This window comes from Geobacillus thermoleovorans, assembly GCF_001610955.1.
Lineage (GTDB): Bacteria > Bacillota > Bacilli > Bacillales > Anoxybacillaceae > Geobacillus > Geobacillus thermoleovorans.
In genome coordinates this window covers 437,803-454,585 of sequence record NZ_CP014335.1, presented here as the reverse complement: position 1 = coordinate 454,585, position 16,783 = coordinate 437,803, and the positions used below count along the sequence as shown (strand labels likewise).

At 52.5% G+C, this 16,783-nt stretch carries 18 protein-coding genes; 6 read left to right on the top strand and 12 right to left on the bottom strand.

All coding sequences use genetic code 11. The features are described 5' to 3' along the window. Positions 1-48: 48 nt before the first annotated feature. From GT3570_RS02320 to fabL, 7 genes are all read right to left on the bottom strand, one after another. The gene (locus GT3570_RS02320) at positions 49-1,653 is read right to left on the bottom strand and encodes an ABC transporter substrate-binding protein (RefSeq protein WP_013146308.1); all 1,605 of its coding nucleotides are present in this window, start codon (positions 1,651-1,653) and stop codon (positions 49-51) included. Beyond that, positions 1,650-2,672, bottom strand: coding sequence for an ABC transporter ATP-binding protein (locus GT3570_RS02315; protein ID WP_020279375.1), 1,023 nt, complete (start codon positions 2,670-2,672; stop codon positions 1,650-1,652). Before GT3570_RS02315 ends, GT3570_RS02320 begins: the two co-directional genes overlap by 4 nt. Continuing rightward, positions 2,638-3,663: an ABC transporter ATP-binding protein gene (locus tag GT3570_RS02310; protein ID WP_062898380.1), complete on the bottom strand. Its 1,026-nt coding sequence runs from the start codon at positions 3,661-3,663 to the stop codon at positions 2,638-2,640. The genes GT3570_RS02315 and GT3570_RS02310 overlap by 35 nt, the downstream gene beginning before the upstream one ends. A 588-nt stretch (positions 3,664-4,251) precedes the next feature. Beyond that, positions 4,252-4,785: a nucleoside tri-diphosphate phosphatase gene (ntdP, locus tag GT3570_RS02305; RefSeq protein ID WP_062898379.1), complete on the bottom strand. Its 534-nt coding sequence runs from the start codon at positions 4,783-4,785 to the stop codon at positions 4,252-4,254. A 134-nt stretch (positions 4,786-4,919) separates the two neighbouring features. Continuing rightward, positions 4,920-5,129: a YgaB family protein gene (locus GT3570_RS02300; RefSeq protein WP_011229971.1), complete on the bottom strand. Its 210-nt coding sequence runs from the start codon at positions 5,127-5,129 to the stop codon at positions 4,920-4,922. A 227-nt stretch (positions 5,130-5,356) separates the two neighbouring features. Next, on the bottom strand, positions 5,357-5,548 hold the full coding sequence (locus GT3570_RS02295; protein ID WP_011229970.1) for a gamma-type small acid-soluble spore protein: 192 nt from the start codon (positions 5,546-5,548) through the stop codon (positions 5,357-5,359). 58 nt (positions 5,549-5,606) lie between these two features. Then, positions 5,607-6,356, bottom strand: coding sequence for an enoyl-[acyl-carrier-protein] reductase FabL (gene fabL / locus GT3570_RS02290; protein ID WP_062898378.1), 750 nt, complete (start codon positions 6,354-6,356; stop codon positions 5,607-5,609). 60 nt (positions 6,357-6,416) lie between these two features. On the opposite strand from fabL, the gene GT3570_RS02285 reads away from it, so the two are divergent. After that, positions 6,417-6,641: a hypothetical protein gene (locus tag GT3570_RS02285; protein WP_011229968.1), complete on the top strand. Its 225-nt coding sequence runs from the start codon at positions 6,417-6,419 to the stop codon at positions 6,639-6,641. On the opposite strand, the gene mutY is transcribed toward GT3570_RS02285, so the two are convergent. From mutY to GT3570_RS02265, 4 genes are all read right to left on the bottom strand, one after another. Then, entirely contained in the window at positions 6,638-7,738 is a 1,101-nt protein-coding gene (mutY, locus tag GT3570_RS02280) for an A/G-specific adenine glycosylase (RefSeq protein WP_020279373.1), read from the bottom strand. The two genes, GT3570_RS02285 and mutY, sit on opposite strands and share 4 nt — an antisense overlap. 105 nt (positions 7,739-7,843) lie before the next feature. Further along, entirely contained in the window at positions 7,844-9,109 is a 1,266-nt protein-coding gene (locus tag GT3570_RS02275; protein ID WP_014194917.1) for an L-lactate MFS transporter, read from the bottom strand. 16 nt (positions 9,110-9,125) lie between these two features. After that, complete coding sequence (gene fdhD, locus GT3570_RS02270) at positions 9,126-9,917, bottom strand: formate dehydrogenase accessory sulfurtransferase FdhD (protein ID WP_011229965.1); 792 nt, start codon at positions 9,915-9,917, stop codon at positions 9,126-9,128. A gap of 260 nt (positions 9,918-10,177) precedes the next feature. Continuing rightward, entirely contained in the window at positions 10,178-10,525 is a 348-nt protein-coding gene (locus GT3570_RS02265) for a Na-translocating system protein MpsC family protein (RefSeq protein ID WP_011229964.1), read from the bottom strand. Between the two features lie 266 nt (positions 10,526-10,791). Between GT3570_RS02265 and fdhF the strand changes: the two genes are divergently transcribed. The 5 genes from fdhF to GT3570_RS17680 all read left to right on the top strand — a co-directional run bounded on the left by fdhF (position 10,792) and on the right by GT3570_RS17680 (position 16,230). Next, positions 10,792-13,755, top strand: coding sequence for a formate dehydrogenase subunit alpha (gene fdhF / locus GT3570_RS02260; protein ID WP_062898377.1), 2,964 nt, complete (start codon positions 10,792-10,794; stop codon positions 13,753-13,755). Further along, on the top strand, positions 13,748-14,236 hold the full coding sequence (locus GT3570_RS02255) for a helical membrane plugin domain-containing protein (protein WP_011229962.1): 489 nt from the start codon (positions 13,748-13,750) through the stop codon (positions 14,234-14,236). The genes fdhF and GT3570_RS02255 overlap by 8 nt, the downstream gene beginning before the upstream one ends. Before the next feature lie 512 nt (positions 14,237-14,748). Beyond that, a complete protein-coding gene (locus GT3570_RS02245; RefSeq protein ID WP_011229960.1) occupies positions 14,749-15,732 on the top strand; it encodes a metal-dependent hydrolase in 984 nt (327 codons plus the stop codon). A 107-nt stretch (positions 15,733-15,839) separates the two neighbouring features. After that, positions 15,840-16,001: a small, acid-soluble spore protein K gene (locus GT3570_RS02240; protein ID WP_011229959.1), complete on the top strand. Its 162-nt coding sequence runs from the start codon at positions 15,840-15,842 to the stop codon at positions 15,999-16,001. A gap of 67 nt (positions 16,002-16,068) precedes the next feature. Next, positions 16,069-16,230 carry a YpzG family protein gene (locus GT3570_RS17680; RefSeq protein ID WP_011229958.1) on the top strand — a complete coding sequence of 54 codons (162 nt, stop codon included), beginning with the start codon at positions 16,069-16,071 and terminating at the stop codon, positions 16,228-16,230. A gap of 75 nt (positions 16,231-16,305) precedes the next feature. On the opposite strand, the gene GT3570_RS02235 is transcribed toward GT3570_RS17680, so the two are convergent. Then, positions 16,306-16,647, bottom strand: coding sequence for a YfhH family protein (locus GT3570_RS02235; RefSeq protein WP_011229957.1), 342 nt, complete (start codon positions 16,645-16,647; stop codon positions 16,306-16,308). Between the last annotated feature and the right edge of the window lie 136 nt (positions 16,648-16,783).

Sequence of the window (16,783 nt, the reverse complement as noted above, 5' to 3'; positions counted from 1 at the left end):
GCGGCAAACAAAGAGGGGAAGATGCGCTCCTTCCCCTCTCTCAGTCGATTATTTAAACTCGACTTTCGTAAACTTATCCGAACCGGTCGGGTGCGGGTTAAAGCCTTGGATATTCGCCTTGCCGGCCAACAGCGGAGTTGAATGGACGAGCGGAATCCATGGCGCTTCTTCTTTAATGATCTCTTGCGCTTTTTTATACAGCTCGTTCCGTTTGTTTTCATCGCTCACCGTTTGCGCTTCGACCAAAATTTTATGCAGCTCATCATTCGAGAAATAGGTGTAGTTGTTGCTGCCAATGCTGTCTTTGTCAAGGAGCGCATACAAGAAGTTATCCGCGTCGCCGTTGTCGCCCGTCCAGCCGAGCAGGAAGGCGTCCGCTTCCCCTTTGGCGAGCTTGTCTAAATAGGTCGCCCATTCATACGTCACGATTTTCGCTTTCACGCCGATTTTGGCAAAATTCGCTTGAATGGCCTCAGCGATTTTTTGCCCGTCCGGCATATACGGACGCGGTACCGGCATCGCCCACAGTTCGATTTCAAAGCCATTCGGATAACCCGCTTTCGCAAGCAGCTCTTTCGCTTTATTCAAATCAAACGGATAGTCTTGAATCGCATCGTTGTATCCCGGGATGCTGGGAGGCATCGGGTTTTTCGCCGGTTCCGCCTGGCCGGCGTAAAACGCATCGATGATCGCTTTCTTGTCAACCGCGTAGTTCAACGCTTGGCGAACCAACTTGTTTTTCAGCGGCCCTCTCGTCGCCGTCAGTCCGACATAGGCGACGTTCATCGACGGGCGCTTGAAAATTTGAAACTCTTTGTTTCCTTCCACTTGTTTTAAGTCCGTCGGATTCAAGTCTTCCATGATGTCGATTTCGCCTTTTAAGAGCGCATTGAGACGCGCCGAGTTGTCCGGAATGGACACGAAGATGAGCTGGTTCAGCTTTGGATAGCCTTTTTCCCAATAGTCTTTATTTTTTTCAAGTACGATCCGTTCGTTGCGCTTCCATTCTTTAAAGACGAACGGGCCGGTCCCGACTGGGTGTTCGCCAAACTTGTCGCCGTATTTTTTCACGGCTTCTGGGCTGGCGATGGCAAACGGCGTCATGGCGAGATTTTTCAAAAATGGAGCTTGCGGCCGTTTCAGCACAAATTGCACCGTGTACTTGTCGAGCGCCTTTACTTCTTTAATCACATGGCTGTCATCCTGCTTGTAACCGCCAAACATCGATCCGTAATACGGAAACTTGTCTGCATTGCCGTTCGCCCAACGCTCGAAGTTAAAGACCACTGCATCGGCGTTAAACTCTGTCCCGTCATGAAACTTGACACCTTGGCGCAATTTAAACGTATAGGTCAGTCCATCCTTCGAAATCGTCCATTCCGTCGCCAACGCCGGCTTGACGGACGTATCGTTGTCGTTGTAATCAAGGAGCGTATCAAAAATGTTTTTCGTTACTTTCAGCGACTCCCCATCCGTCACAGTCGCCGGGTCGAGCGACACCGAATCACCGCCGCGCCCGTACACCAGCGTATCCTGGGTCGACGGTTTGTCACTGCCACCCCCTGCGGTTTGCTTCGACTTGCCGCAGCCAGCTAAAACAAGCATGACTGCCAGCATCATGGCAAGCCACGTAAACCATGTTTTTTTCCTCATCGTGTTTCCCCCTTGTGTTTCATTTGTTTATCATCACGTTGCTCACCTGTTGGCTCGTATAAATGGCAAGCAACGTAATGTCCATTGGCCACTTCTCGCAATTCCGGGCGCCGCTGGCGGCAAATATCCATACAGGATGCGCAACGCGTATGGAACGCACACCCTTGCGGCGGATTCGCCGGGCTTGGCAAATCGCCGGAGAGCAACTGTCGTTCTGTTTTATGATCAGGATCTGGAATCGGCACAGCGGACAAAAGCGCCTGCGTATACGGATGCTTCGGCGATTCGTATAATGACTCGCTGGCCGCCAGCTCAACTATACGACCCAAATACATGACGCCAACCCGGTCGCTGATATGGCGAACGACCCCTAAATCATGGGCAATGAAAATATATGTAAGCCCAAACTGCTTTTGCAAATCTTCAAGCAAATTGAGAACTTGCGCTTGAATCGATACATCAAGCGCCGAAACCGGTTCATCGGCGATGATCAGCTTCGGATGAGTCATCAGCGCCCGCGCGATGCCGATGCGCTGACGCTGGCCGCCGCTGAACTGGTGGGGATAGCGTTTGGCATGATACGAACCGAGCCCGACCACCTCGAGCATCTCCCGCACTCGCCGCTTCCGTTCCTCTTTTGATCCAATGCCGTGGACGATAAGCGGCTCTTCCAAAATTTTTTCGACTGTATGGCGCGGGTTCAGCGAAGCGAACGGGTCTTGGAAAATCATCTGCATATCGCGCCGCAACCGACGCAGCTCCGCTTTTGATAAAGCGGTTACATTCTTCCCTTCAAATAGAATCGAACCGTCTGTCGGCTCAATGAGCCGCAGCAGCATTCGGCCCGTAGTCGACTTGCCGCAGCCCGACTCGCCGACAATGCCAAGCGTCTCACCGCGGTACACGGTGAATGTCACATCATCGACCGCTTTGACCGTCCCAATTTGTTTGCCAAAAACGCCCCCGGTAATGGGAAAGTATTTTTTAAGCCCTTTCGCTTCGAGCAGCGGCTCGCTCATCAACCAGCCCCTCCTTCTCTAACGCCAAAAAACAGCGGGCGCGATGGCCTTGTTCACTCGTTTCGTACAATAGCGGATCTTCGTGGCGGCAGCGGTCAACGACCCATTCGCACCGAGCGGCAAACCGACAGCCGCAGCGGACCGTTCCGGGTTTTGGCACTTGGCCGGGAATGGAATACAGCCGCTCCTTTTTGCCGCGGATATCCGGGATCGAGCGAATCAGGCCGGCGGTGTACGGATGCTTCGGATTGCGGAAAATGTCCCGAACGCTTCCTTCTTCCACGATTTGGCCAGCGTACATGACAATGACGCGATCGCATAGTTCAGCGACAACTCCTAAATCATGGGTGATCATCATCACTGCCGTGCCGAACGTCTGGTTCAATTCTTTCATCAGCGCTAAAATTTGCGCCTGAATGGTCACATCAAGCGCCGTCGTCGGCTCGTCCGCGATCAAGAGCGCCGGACGGCACACCATCGCCATCGCAATCATCACGCGCTGGCGCATGCCGCCAGACAACTGATGCGGATATTCGTCCAACATTTGCTCAGCGCGCGGCAGCCCAACGAGTTTCAACATCTCCGCTGCCCGCGCTCGCGCTTCTTTTTTTCCTATTTTCGTATGTATGCGAATCGCCTCAACCAACTGGTTGCCAATCGTAAACAGCGGATTTAAGGAAGTCATCGGCTCTTGAAAAATCATCGCGATCTCGTTGCCGCGAATTTGCTTCATCCGCCGCTCCGAGGCTTCGATCAAGTTCTCGCCTTTAAACCAAATCTCACCGCCAACCACCTTGCCGATTCCTTTTGGCAACAACCCCATAATAGACAATGACGTCACACTTTTCCCACACCCGGACTCCCCGACAATGCCAAGCACTTCGCCTTCACGAATGGAAAAATCTACACCATCGACCGCCGGGATCTCCCCATCATCCGTAAAGAAAGATGTCCGAAGTCCATGCACTTCCAATAAAACCTTCTCCCCCATCACGCTCCCCTTCTCTCATTCGATTTTGATGAAACTTTTGCTCTCTGAATAAAATTATGCCATGTATTGTTTTCTAACACAATATAATATTATAAAAAATTAAAATTATCGAAAAAGCGAAAACAATAAAACAACGAGGGGATGAAACAATCCCTCGTTGACCTTATTTGTTGTAAAGATGCACGCACCTTGAACGACCATTTTCACGCCGGATAGATTGCAAAAATAGCGCATGGAGATTTTTTATCATAATTTCTAACGTCTCATTCCATTTTTGCCTCCAAATCAACTGATCACTCCTGCTTGACCGTCGCCATTCCTCATGCATGCGGGAAAAAGCAGAAAAACTGCCGACTTGCGAACAGGATTTTTCATGTCGCTATTTCTCATCTCTAATCGAGACCCCTGCTTTTAAGCATAAGCGTTAGCAAGGCAGCCCAACCGTGGGACGCACGAGGATGGCTTGACTGACAGCCTGCCGTAGGACAATCCCCCGCCTCACCATCAGCTCTTCATGCGTGCCGCTTTCGACAAAAAAGCAGAAAAAACCTGCCAGCGATGCCGAACAGGCTTTTTTCATGCCGCTATTTACGTTTGGTACGCCTGAAACACTCCATACCATTTGTCGATGAACTCGGGCGCAAACGGCCCTTTCCGCTCCTTAATCCAGCCGATCAGTTTTTGAACGTTGTTTTTTAAAATGCGGTCGATCACATCGGGATAGTGCATTTCGCGGCGATGCCGCTCATACTCATCTTCATCCAGCAGCATGTACGTCATATCGGGAAACACTTTCATATCCAAATCATAATCGATGTACTTCAGCGCTTCTTCATCCCAAACGAACGGCGAGCTTAAATTGCAATAGTAGTACACCCCGTCCTCACGAATCATGGCGATAATGTTAAACCAATGCTTAGCATGAAAAAAACAAATCGCCGGTTCGCGCGTCACCCACGTCCGGCCGTCCGCTTCCATGACGAGTGTTTTGTTATTGCCGCCGATCACATACGATGGCGTCCCTTTTAATACGACCGTTTCCTGCCAAATCCGGTGAATCGTCCCATTATGTTTGTAGCTATGGATTTGAATGATTTTCCCTTCCCGAGGGTAAACTGGCATCATTCTTCCCTACTTTCCGATGGGAGCTTCTTCGTTATATTATACCCTGTTCCTTTTGCAAAAGGAAAGAAAAGCAGGCCGCCTTACTGAGGAAAAGGCAACTGGCGCGTTGGCTCAAGGACGCAGCCTGTCCGTCAGACACCGGGTGCCATCTGCCCTAAAAATGCGCGGCGGATGGCTTCCACCTCCCGTTTCATTTGCCGCACTTCCTCGCGCAAGGCGGCGGTCGGCGCTTCACGTTCAAGTTCATCCAACTGGCGGGTGATCTCCTCGCAACGCTCCATCTCCTGTTGCAAAAACAGCGCCTCGTCGCCTACATTCGTCCATGCGTGCTCCATCGCCATTCCGTTCTCCCTTCCCCTTTGCCGTGTGATTTCCTTTCATCATTTCGCGCCCGCACCCACAAATCCCTTTCACTAATCTTGTAAAGAGATGACAGCTTTTGTCGACAAAAAAAGCAGAGGCGCGCCGCCCCTGCTTTTTCCTTCCATCTTCGGCCTATCGCCTGCGCTCTTGTAGCAACATACGCCGTCGTCACAACCGCCAGGCGTCAGCCATGGATGATCGTTGGTTATTGATTGACATTTTGCGCTTTGCGGGCTTCCGCTTGCGCATTTTGTTGTTTTACGTGTTGCACATTCGTCTCAGCCGCAAATTCCGTCGCAAATTGGCCAGCTTGAGCGGCTTGAGCCGATTGGGCATTTTGTTGTCTTACTTCTTGAATGTTTGTGCCAGCTGCTGTTTTGTTCGGTTGTTTGGCCATTGTTCTCACCTCCACGTGCTTTACTATGCCCCGGGGGTGATCGTTCTATCCGCTGACGTTACAAAAGTAAAGATCTTCCACCATCGACAATGATCGTCTGCCCGCGAATCATCTCGGCTGCATCCGAGAGCAAAAACAAAACCGCGTTGACGATATCATCGGGTTTGACCGGGCGGCCAGCCGGCGTGTTCGCAGCCGCGTCGGCGAGCAGCTCTTCACGGTTCGGGAAGTGCTTCAGCGCATCGGTATCGACCGCCCCGCCGGAGACGGCGTTGACGGCGATGTTTTTCGGCGCCAGCTCGACAGCCAAGTAGCGGGTCAGCGCTTCAAGCGCGGCCTTCGAGACGCCGACCGCCGTATAGTTTTCCAAATAGCGGATCGACCCGAGCGAGCTGATGCTCACAATTTTCCCGCCGCCGACTTGCTCCATTCTTTTGGCCGCTTCCTGGGCGCAAAACAAAAGCGCTTTGCTGTTGATGTTCATCGTCCAGTTCCAATGCGTTTCTTCCAATTCCATCGCCGGGCGCAAGACGCCGGATGCGGCGTTGTTCACGAGCACGTCGACCCGCCCGAACACCTCATCGATTTGGGCAAACATGGTGTGAATTTTCTCAACGTCGCCGACGTTCGCTTTGACGACGAGCGCTTTTCTCCCGAGCGCTTCAATTTCGCGCGCCGTTTCTTCGGCAGCTGTTTTGCTGCGGGCGTAGTTGACCACGATATCGTATCCTTCCTTGGCCAGCCGCAAGGCGATCGCTTTGCCAATGCCGCGGCTGCTGCCGGTGACCACTGCTACTTTTCCGCTCATGTTTTTCACTCCTTATACATATAATATAGCCGAATTCCATAGATGAGGGAGGGGCTGCCTATGTACGTCGGCCGCGATATGACTGAGCTGTCGATGATTCCGAAAACGGAATGGACCGATGACGAACTCGCTTATTTTCATCATTCGTTCCAACAAATCGCTCCATATTTAAACGTCGAAGGGCAGACGATTCACCGTGAAATCATCGAGGAAATCGAAGCGCGCGGCGGCCTTGGGCGCCGTGAAGCAACGTATACACACGGCACGATGCCGGTGCCTGATTAATCGGGGCGGCGTACTCCGCCCGCCCATTCTTTATATTCGCGCCAAACACGTTGATGGGACACCGGAAAGGCGTACGCTTCAAGCTCATCTTCAGACACAAGCCGAAAAGGCTCCTTGGTGGACTCGCTGCTGATCAGGCGGCCGGGAAACACGGTCAACTGCCAGACTAAATGGGAAAACGCATGCTCAAACGAAACGATCGGTTCTGTAAGCTCTACTTGCAAACCGTATTGCTCCCCAACCATTTGCTCGAGCTTCTCTTTTCCATCTGCACCGTCCGTTTCGCAGCTGGGGAACTCCCATAAATTCGCAAGCAAACCGGTGTTGTCGCGCTTGCGAATGAGAACGCGGCCTTCATCATCGGCCAGCACCGCTACTGCGAGCGGCACTTGTTTGACCGCTGTTTTTTTCGTTTTCACCGGCAGCTCTTCCGCCACCCCTTCGGCGAACGCTTGGCAGTAGACTTGCACCGGACAAAGAAGGCACGACGGGCGGCGCGGTGTGCAAACAAGAGCGCCAAGCTCAATCAGCGCCTCGTTAAACGCTCCCGGGTTTTCGTACGCCATAATTTCGCGGACGATTTGTTCAAATCGTTTTCTCGTCGACGGTTTGGCAATATCGTCTGTCACGAGAAACAGACGCGACAAGACACGCATTACGTTGCCGTCAACAGCCGGCTCCGGGACGCCATAAGCGAGGCTCAACACCGCCCCGACCGTATACGGTCCGACTCCTTTCAGCCTAGAAAATTCATCTGGATCGTCCGGCACTTTGCCGCCATAGCGCGTTTTCACTTCTTTCACCGCCGCGTGCAAATTGCGCACGCGCGAGTAATAGCCGAGCCCTTCCCACGCCTTCAGCACCTCGTCCTCATCAGCGTCAGCAAGCGCCTCCAGCGTCGGAAACCGATCGATAAACTGTTCAAAATACGGAATGACCGTCTCGACGCGCGTTTGCTGCAGCATCACTTCCGACACCCATACTTTATATGGGTCGCGGCCTTTCCGCCACGGCAGGTCGCGGCGCTCGCGGGCGAACCAGTCAAGCAAATCGCGCTGAAACTCGCGCGCTGGAAATCGCTCTGTTTCTCTTGTCATTCAACGTTTCCCCCATGATGCCTATGATCCATATCCACCTTATTATATCAAAAAACCCCCGGCGTGGCTTGCCGCACGCCGAGGGAAGACGGAAGGAAATCGTTCTCAACTTTCCTTAGCCGCCGAAACATAGGCGATTTGTTCATGCTGGGCGCGCAATCGGCGAATATCGATGCGCACGAGCAACGAGATGATGAAAGCGATGACAAACAATCCGCCAAAAAAGGCCAAACTTCCTTCATAAGAACCGGTCGTGTCTTTAATATACGCAGCAAACATCGGTCCGACGAGACCAGCCGCGGCCCAAGCGGTCAAAATATAACCATGGATGGCGCCAAGCTGCTTCGTGCCGAACAAATCGCCGATATACGCCGGGATACAGGCGAATCCGCCGCCGTAGCACGTATACACAATCGTCAGCATCACAACAAACAGCCATTTGATGGACACGTTCGGCAACAGGAAGAAAATCAAGATTTGCAAAACGAAAAACGTCGTATACGTATTCGGTCGCCCAATATAATCAGAAGCCGATGCCCAACCGATGCGCCCTAACCCGTTAAACACCCCAATGGCGCCAACTAATGCCGCCGCGGCCGTTTGGCTGATGCCGATGCTTTCCACCGCCAACGGTTTGGCCACCGCTAAAACGGCAATGCCGCACGTCACGTTAATAAACAACATGAACCATAAATACCAAAAACGTCTTGTTTTAACCGCCTCATTGGCCGTCAACTGCGCCAAATCAAGCGAAGGTTTGGCTTTTCCGGCCTTCACTTTTTCCTGAAATCCTTCCGGCAGCCATCCTTCTGGCGGTTTTTCTAAATAAAGAGAAGATAACGTCATAATGACAAAATACGTAATGCCTAAAATGAAAAACGTATTTTGGACGCCGACGGAGGCAATCAAACTGTTCATCACCGGACTCGCGATCGCTGCGGCAAAACCGAATCCCATAATCGCCAGCCCTGTAGCCAACCCGCGCCGGTCTGGAAACCATTTGACAAGCGTTGACACTGGCGCAATATACCCGACGCCGAGCCCGATCCCACCTAAAACGCCATAAAACAGATAAAGCAGATACTTGGAACCGAGAGCAACAGCTAATCCAGAACCAGTCACCCCGAGGCCAAAGAAGATGGCGGCCAATAGTCCGGATTTCCGCGGTCCGTGCTTTTCAACAAAATGGCCAAGGAACGCAGCCGACAATCCTAAAAACAAGATCGCAATGCTGAACGTGAGCGCCACTTCCTGGTCCGACCATCCAAACAATTGTTTTAATGGATTGGTAAAATTGCTCCACGCATAAACAGACCCAATCGAAATATGAATGCCGACAGCCGATAACGCAATGAGCCAACGGTTTTTCACAGCCTCTCCTCCCCTTTTACCCGATGATGATCCGACTCTCATGCGTATACACGTTAAACGCCTGCCCGCGCAAAAAGCCAACGACGGTTATGCCGAGTTCATCCGCCAAATCCAAGGCCAGCGTCGTCGGCGCCGATTTTGAGAGCAGGACGCTCACTCCCATTTTCGCCGCCTTTAACAGCACTTCCGATGAAACGCGGCCGCTGAATACAATGAGCTTGTCTTTCATCGCAACTTGATGACGCAGGCAATAGCCATACAGCTTATCGAGCGCGTTGTGACGCCCGATGTCAGAACGAATCACGACCATCTCATCCGGTGTGGCGAGCGCGGCGTTGTGAAGACCGCCCGTCGCCGCAAAGTCCGTCGACCGCTCGTGCAGCGCTTTCATGAGGCGAATGCAGTCATCCGCCTTCACCGTGATGCCGCCGACGATCGTTTTCGCCGTCTTCATGTCATTGTAAAAATAAAATTGCCGGCTTTTTCCGCAGCACGAGCCGATGAACCGCTTGGCATAAAACTGTTTGGCCGGCAGTCCGCCTGCGGCGAGTTCGACATAAGCAAAGCCCCGCTCACCATCAATGGTCATCCCTTTGATGTCGCTGCACGTCCGAATGGCTCCTTCCGAAGCCAAAAATCCGATTACCAATTCATCTAGATGCGCCGGCGTGCAAACGATCGTCGCAAACTCCTCGCCATTGACCGTTATGGTCAACGGAAACTCGAGCGCGATCTCGTCCTCTTCCTCAACAAAGCGCCCGTTCCGGTATTTCGCAATCGGTCGCCGTTTCGCCGCAAACCCGCTCACCTTGCCATTCCCCCTTTCCATGCAAAATAAAACCGCCGCCTTCCGGACAAGAGGACAAACTCGCCCCTGTCAGCGAAAAGCGGCGGTAGTTTGCGCCCAGCACTTCTGCAGCGAAACCAACGCACATCCGTTTCCGAAACCTGCCTGCCAAGCGGCGAAACCGTTTAGCCGGCAAGGCTTCTACTATTTTCATCGTGCTAACTATTCATAAGCATACCACGAACAGTAACGAAAAACAATTGTTTCTGTTCACAAAATCGTCACAATTCAATCGGTTTTTCAAACACGAACACCGATACGGCCATATCTTCTTCCACTTTAATGTCGCTGAACAAATAAAGAAGCTTCGAACCGATGAGCTCTTCCATGCCGTCCGGCACATGTTGGGCGTACACATCTTGGATCATTTTCGTTCTCGCTGCATGCACCATCTCTCGGCCTTCCGGGGTGCGGGCGATAAATTTTTCCGTCGGCGTTAAATTGCCGTGCAAAATCGTAATTGCCAAATTGTCGACGAAATACGTTTTAATCCGTTCCGGCCCTTTGCCAAACAGCTGTTTGCGCACTTTGCGCACAATATCGTTGAAAGCGGCTTCTTTTTTGGACATTTTTCTTCCCCCTTTCCGAAAGCCACCAGAAAAAGTTCCAGCCCATCCGTTGTGTTCTTCGTTTTGCCGTACTATAATAAACTATAGCAAATGTATACATAGTGGAAAAATAATAAGGCAAGAAGCGGCCTTGTTATTTTTCTACTAAATATAAAAAGTTTGGATTGGTTGTTTAGTATCGTTATGCTAAAGAACTACTCCACCCACGATGAAGCATTCGTCTCGTCGCTGGTGGAGTTTTTTATTTTGACAAAGGGGGAGCGACGATGGAAGCGCAAATGGTGACGGTAACCATCAACGGGCGTGCCTACCGCGCCAAGCCCGGGATGACGATTTTGGAAGTCGTCAATGAACACGGTCTTCCGCATCCGCAAGTTTGTTATACGCCGGAGCTTGGCGCCATTCAGACATGCGACACGTGCATCGCTGAAGTCAACGGAACGCTGCTTCGCGCCTGTGCGACGCCGGTTGAGGACGGCATGGTCGTCGAACTCGGCTCGCCGCGGGCAAAGGCAGCGCAAAAAGAAGCGATGGACCGCCTGTTGGAAAATCATCTCTTGTACTGTACGGTGTGCGACAACAACAACGGCAACTGCAAGCTGCACAACACGGCGGAAATGATGCAAATTGAACATCAAACATATCCGTACCGGCCGAAAGTCGACCCGTCCGAGGTGGACATGTCGCATCCGTTCTACCGCTACGACCCGAATCAATGCATCGCCTGCGGGCAATGCGTCGAAGCCTGCCAAAACTTGCAAGTGAACGAAACGCTTTCGATCGATTGGGAAGCGGAACGGCCGCGCGTCGTTTGGGACGGTGGGGTGCCGATCAACGAATCGTCGTGCGTCAGCTGCGGGCATTGCGTCACCGTCTGTCCGTGCAACGCGTTAATGGAAAAATCGATGCTTGGCGAAGCGGGCTTTCTCACCGGCTTGGACAAAGACGTCCTCAACCCGATGATCGATTTTGTCAAGGAAGTCGAGCCAAACTATACGAGTATTTTCGCCATTTCTGAAATCGAGGCCGCCATGCGCGAACAACGGATCAAAAAGACGAAAACGGTTTGCACGTTCTGCGGCGTCGGCTGTTCGTTTGAAGTGTGGACGAAAGGGCGGAAAATTTTAAAAATCCAGCCGGTATCCGAAGCTCCGGTCAACGCCATTTCCACATGCGTCAAAGGAAAATTCGGCTGGGATTTCGTCAACAGCGAAGAGCGCCTAACGAAACCGCTCATTCGCAAAGGCGACGTATTCGTCGAGTCGACATGGGACGAAGCACTCGACTTGGTCGCGGAAAAGCTCGGGGCGATCAAGCGGCAATACGGCGGCAACGCCATCGGCTTTATTTCATCATCAAAAATTTCCAACGAAGAAAACTATTTAATGCAAAAGTTGGCACGGCAAGTATTTGAAACGAACAATGTCGACAACTGTTCGCGCTATTGCCAGTCGCCGGCAACAGACGGCCTGTTCCGTACGGTCGGCATGGGCGGCGACTCCGGCACGATTCACGACATCGCCACCGCGGGGCTTGTCATCATCATCGGTGCCAATCCAGCTGAGGGGCATCCGGTGCTCGCTACCCGCGTCAAACGGGCGCATAAACTGTTTGGCCAAAAACTCATTGTTGCGGACTTGCGCCGAAATGAAATGGCCGAGCGGGCTGACCTGTTCATCCGCCCGAAACAAGGCACCGACCAAGTATGGCTGATGGCCGTGACAAAATACATCATCGACCAAGGCTGGCATGATGAAGCATTCATTCGCGAGCGCGTCCATTTCTTTGACGAGTTTAAACAGCTGCTCGAAAAATATACGCTCGACTATGCTGAACAAGTGACCGGCATCGCCAAAGCCGATCTCATCCGCATCGCCGAGATGATCCACGAAGCAGACGGCACGTGCGTCCTCTGGGGCATGGGGGTCACGCAAAACACGGGCGGCAGCGATACATCGGCGGCGATTTCCAACTTGCTTTTGGCAACCGGCAACTACGGTCGTCCGGGGGCGGGCGCGTTCCCATTGCGCGGCCATAACAACGTCCAAGGCGCCTGCGACATGGGTTCGCTTCCTGCCTGGCTGCCTGGCTACCAACATGTCACCGATGATGAGGCGCGAGCGAAGTTTGAAAAAGCGTACGGCGTCCGCATCGATGCGAAACCAGGCCTTGACAACATCCAAATGCTCGAAGCGGCCGAGCGCGGCGAGCTGAAAGCGATGTATATCATCGGCGAAGATATGGCGCTTGTCGACTGCAACGCCAACCATGTGCAAGAGACGTTGGCGAAGCTTGACTTTGTTGTCGTTCAAGACATTTTCTTGTCAAAAACAGCGCAATTTGCTGATGTCATCTTGCCAGCAGCGCCAAGTTTGGAAAAGGAAGGAACTTTCACGAATACCGAGCGCCGCATCCAACGGTTTTACCAAGCGCTGGAGCCTCTTGGCGACTCCAAGCCAGACTGGTGGATCATTCAAGAAATCGCGAAGCGGCTTGGCGCCGATTGGAATTACGCTGGCCCGAAAGAAATCATGGATGAAATCGCCAGCCTCGCCCCACTGTACTCACAAGCGCATTACGACCGGCTCGAGGGCTGGAACAGCTTATGCTGGGGCAGCCATGACGGGGCTGACACGCCGCTGTTGTACAAAGAGCGGTTCAACTTCCCGGACGGCAAAGCCCGCTTTGCGTTAGCCGATTGGGTCGAACCGGTGCAATATCCGGAAGAGTACGATTTGCTTGTGAACAACGGCCGATTGCTCGAACATTTCCATGAAGGAAACTTGACGTACAAATCCAAAGGCATCGAGCATAAATTCCCAGAAGTGTTTGTCGAAGTATCCCCTGAACTCGCCAAAGAACGCGGCATTGAAGATGGGGCGCTCGTTCGGCTCATCTCGCCGTACGGCCGCGTCAAAGTGCGCGTGCTCGTCACCGATCGAGTCAGAGGCAATGAACTGTTCTTGCCGATGCACTCCACAGCCAATGAGAGCGCCATTAACATGCTGACCGGCCCGCAAACCGACCATCGCACGAACACGCCGGCTTACAAACAAGCCCGAGTGCGCATGGAAGTCATTGAACGGTCCGGCAAGACGCCGCTGCCGCGCACAAATCCGCGCTTTAAAAAGCGGCATCCGCAAAACGGCGTCGAGGTGGAGCGGAAGTGGCGGCGAAGCGACTACGTGCCGCTCACCGAGGAAAACAAGGGGGTGACGATCGGTGGCTAAGCCGATTACCACCATTCAAAAGCGCCAAATGACGGAGGAAGAAAAACGAACTGAAGCGCTGGCCAAGCTAAAAGCCGCTGTCGGCGACAGTGAAGAGGCAGTTCGCGAGCTCTTGGCGTTCATCGAGCAGCTCCATGAAAGCGGCCTGCTCGAAGCGGCCAACGCCTTGTTAAAAGCGCGGGAAGACGTGGCGAAAATCGTCGTCGGCCAGCTCAACCAAAAACCGGTGACAACGATGATCAACCATGCGTTCGCCATAGCTGGCCTTGTTGCTTCACTTGATCCGGAGAAAACGGCGAAACTGCTTGAGCACATCGCCGCCGGCGCGCTGGAGGCGTACGAACAAAACTCCGCCGAAACAAAAAAAATCGGGTTGTTTGATTTGCTTAAAGCGCTCAATGACCCGGACATCAACCGCGCGATCCGCTTTTTCCTGTCCGCTCTCAAAGCGATCGGCAAACGGTTCAGAAATGACGGCTAATCGATCGGCTTGCAGAGAAAAGGACAGTTGACCAATGAGCCGCCAAAAGAACGGATGGTGAACCGATCTTCCATCAGCATGGAATGCTCCCCACTTACACCTTATAGACGTTGAAGTGGGGAGCTTCTCGGTCCGAGATGATCAACAAAACGTCCCGCCTCATGCGGGGCGCTTTTCGTTTTTGGTTGAAGCGCTTCCCTTTTCGTCTGACGAACGGCTTGCTTCCTGTTTTCTTTTTCTCACTCCACTGTCTATCAATCGTTTCCTTTTTTGAATCGTTGTGAAATTGGTCGTTCCGCCTCTCGCCAACGATTGTCTCTCTATGATACACTAGCCATAACCTTGTTTGTCTCTCGCCTCCTTTCGGCCAATGCCTCAAACGGTTATTGGCTGAACACAAGGTGGGGCATACTAATAGTTGCATGAAAAAGAAAGATGTGCTCCGGCCGAGAGACAACAGACAGTTTCCATCCGAACATGCAACGATGCTGCAAGAAGGAGGCGCCTTCACGTTGGATACAGGCACACATGTTTTGATGGGGGTGGCGCTCGGCAGTCTTGCTTCACTTGACCCTGCGATCGCCCATGATCCGCTCTTATCCCACGCTGTGTTGATCGGCGCGCTCGCTGGCTCGCAAGCGCCGGATATCGACACGATTTTCAAATTGCGCAACAACGCCCAATATATTCGCAACCATCGCGGCATCACCCATTCGATTCCCGCCGTCGTTCTTTGGCCGTTGCTCATCGTCAGCGTGATGGCTGCCATCTATCCGAAAACGGATTGGCTTCGCGTTTGGCTTTGGACGTTTGTTGCCGTCGCCTTGCACGTATTTGTTGACATTTTTAACTCTTACGGAACCCAGGCGTTGCGTCCGTTTACAAAAAAATGGATCGCCCTTGGCGTGATTCATACGTTTGATCCGGTCATTTTTGGGCTTCATTTGGTCGGCGTCGGCGGCTTGTTTCTCGGCGCCCATCCCGGTTATACGTTTCTTGTCGTCTACGTGCTTATCGCTGCGTATTATGGGCTTCGCTTCCGCCAGCAGGCCAACATCAAACGGCTCGTGCACGCCTCGATCGCCGGGGTGACCGAGATCATCACCGTACCGACATGGCGGCCGCGCGAATGGCATTTAGCCATTTCAACCTGCGACAAATTTTACGTCGCCCGCGTCAAACGCGGCGAGCTCATCATCCTTGACCGCTTCCAAAAGCGTGCGCTTCCCGACCATCCGGTGATGAACGCCGCCAAACGCGACGAAAATATCGCCGCTTTCTTATCTTTTTCCCCGGTTTACCGTTGGGAAATGAACGAATACGATGATTACTACGAAGTGCGCTTTACTGATTTACGCTATCGAAGCAAAGGGTATTACCCGTTTGTCGCTGTCGTCCAGCTCGACCGCGATCTCAATATTGTCAGCTCATACACCGGCTGGATTTTCAGCGAAGGCAAACTGCGCAAAAAGCTCGAACTTGCTCCAAACGGCTGATGGGCTCCGCCCCAATCATTGCCACACATAAGCGCTACAGGGTGTCCCATAATAAAAATACGTGTTGGCCATCCAACACGAGCACGCCGTTAAGGAGGGAATGTGCCGTGCGGAACAAAGCGCACAACTTCCCGAACCAAAACAACAACAAGCTCGAAGGCGAACCGCGCGCCAAGGCCGAGTACGCCTCGAAGCGGGCCGACGGCACGACCAACACCCACCCGCAAGAACGGATGCGCGCCTCCGGCGAACGAAGCGATTTCTTTTAACATGAAGGGGGAGCACGGCATCGTTCGCCGCACTCCCCCGGCACATTCCGCAGCGAGGTGAACAATCATGGGTCACCATCGGCACAAAAAATTTTATGACAACTTTTATTCGAACCCGTTTCAGCAGCCGTGGGCCAATCCAAAACACGCCCACTCGCAAGTGAACGGCGAAACGCAGCAAACGCTTGACCTCATCATTTTAGAGCGGCAGACGCGCAAGCAGTCGTAGCGGAACAACCTAGGGAGACACCCTCCCTAGGTTTTTAGGCTCGCTTTCCGTCCGACTGTGAACTTGTCCCGCCCGTCATGATTGAGGCAAATTCGGTTTACGAAGCAGTGAAATCGGCAGCGCCTCCTCCTCTCCGTTTCCTTTCAACCGCCATCCCCAGGCAAACACTCCTTTTAAATAGCGCACTTTAAAATACTCTCCAGGCGCCCCTTCAATTTCATAAATCTCCCCAGGATGAAAATCAGCTGGATTAAGCATATACGCCTTCGCCATGGCGATTTTCCGCTCGTAGACGGCGTATTCGTTCACCATCCCCATCTGCTCCGCCTTGCGTGCCTTTTCCGTCAACATGGCGATTTCTTGTTGCAGTTCTTCTTTCGTCATTTCGCTGTACCGTTTTTGTTCTCCTTTGATCATAGGCAAGCCTCCTTTTTGAGCATTCCCGATGGATCGTTTTCATCCACATGGAACTCGGCAAAAGGCTCAGAACATCTCTTGATTTATGGAACTGGAACGATTTTGTGATCAACATTTAACAACAAAACTGATAATA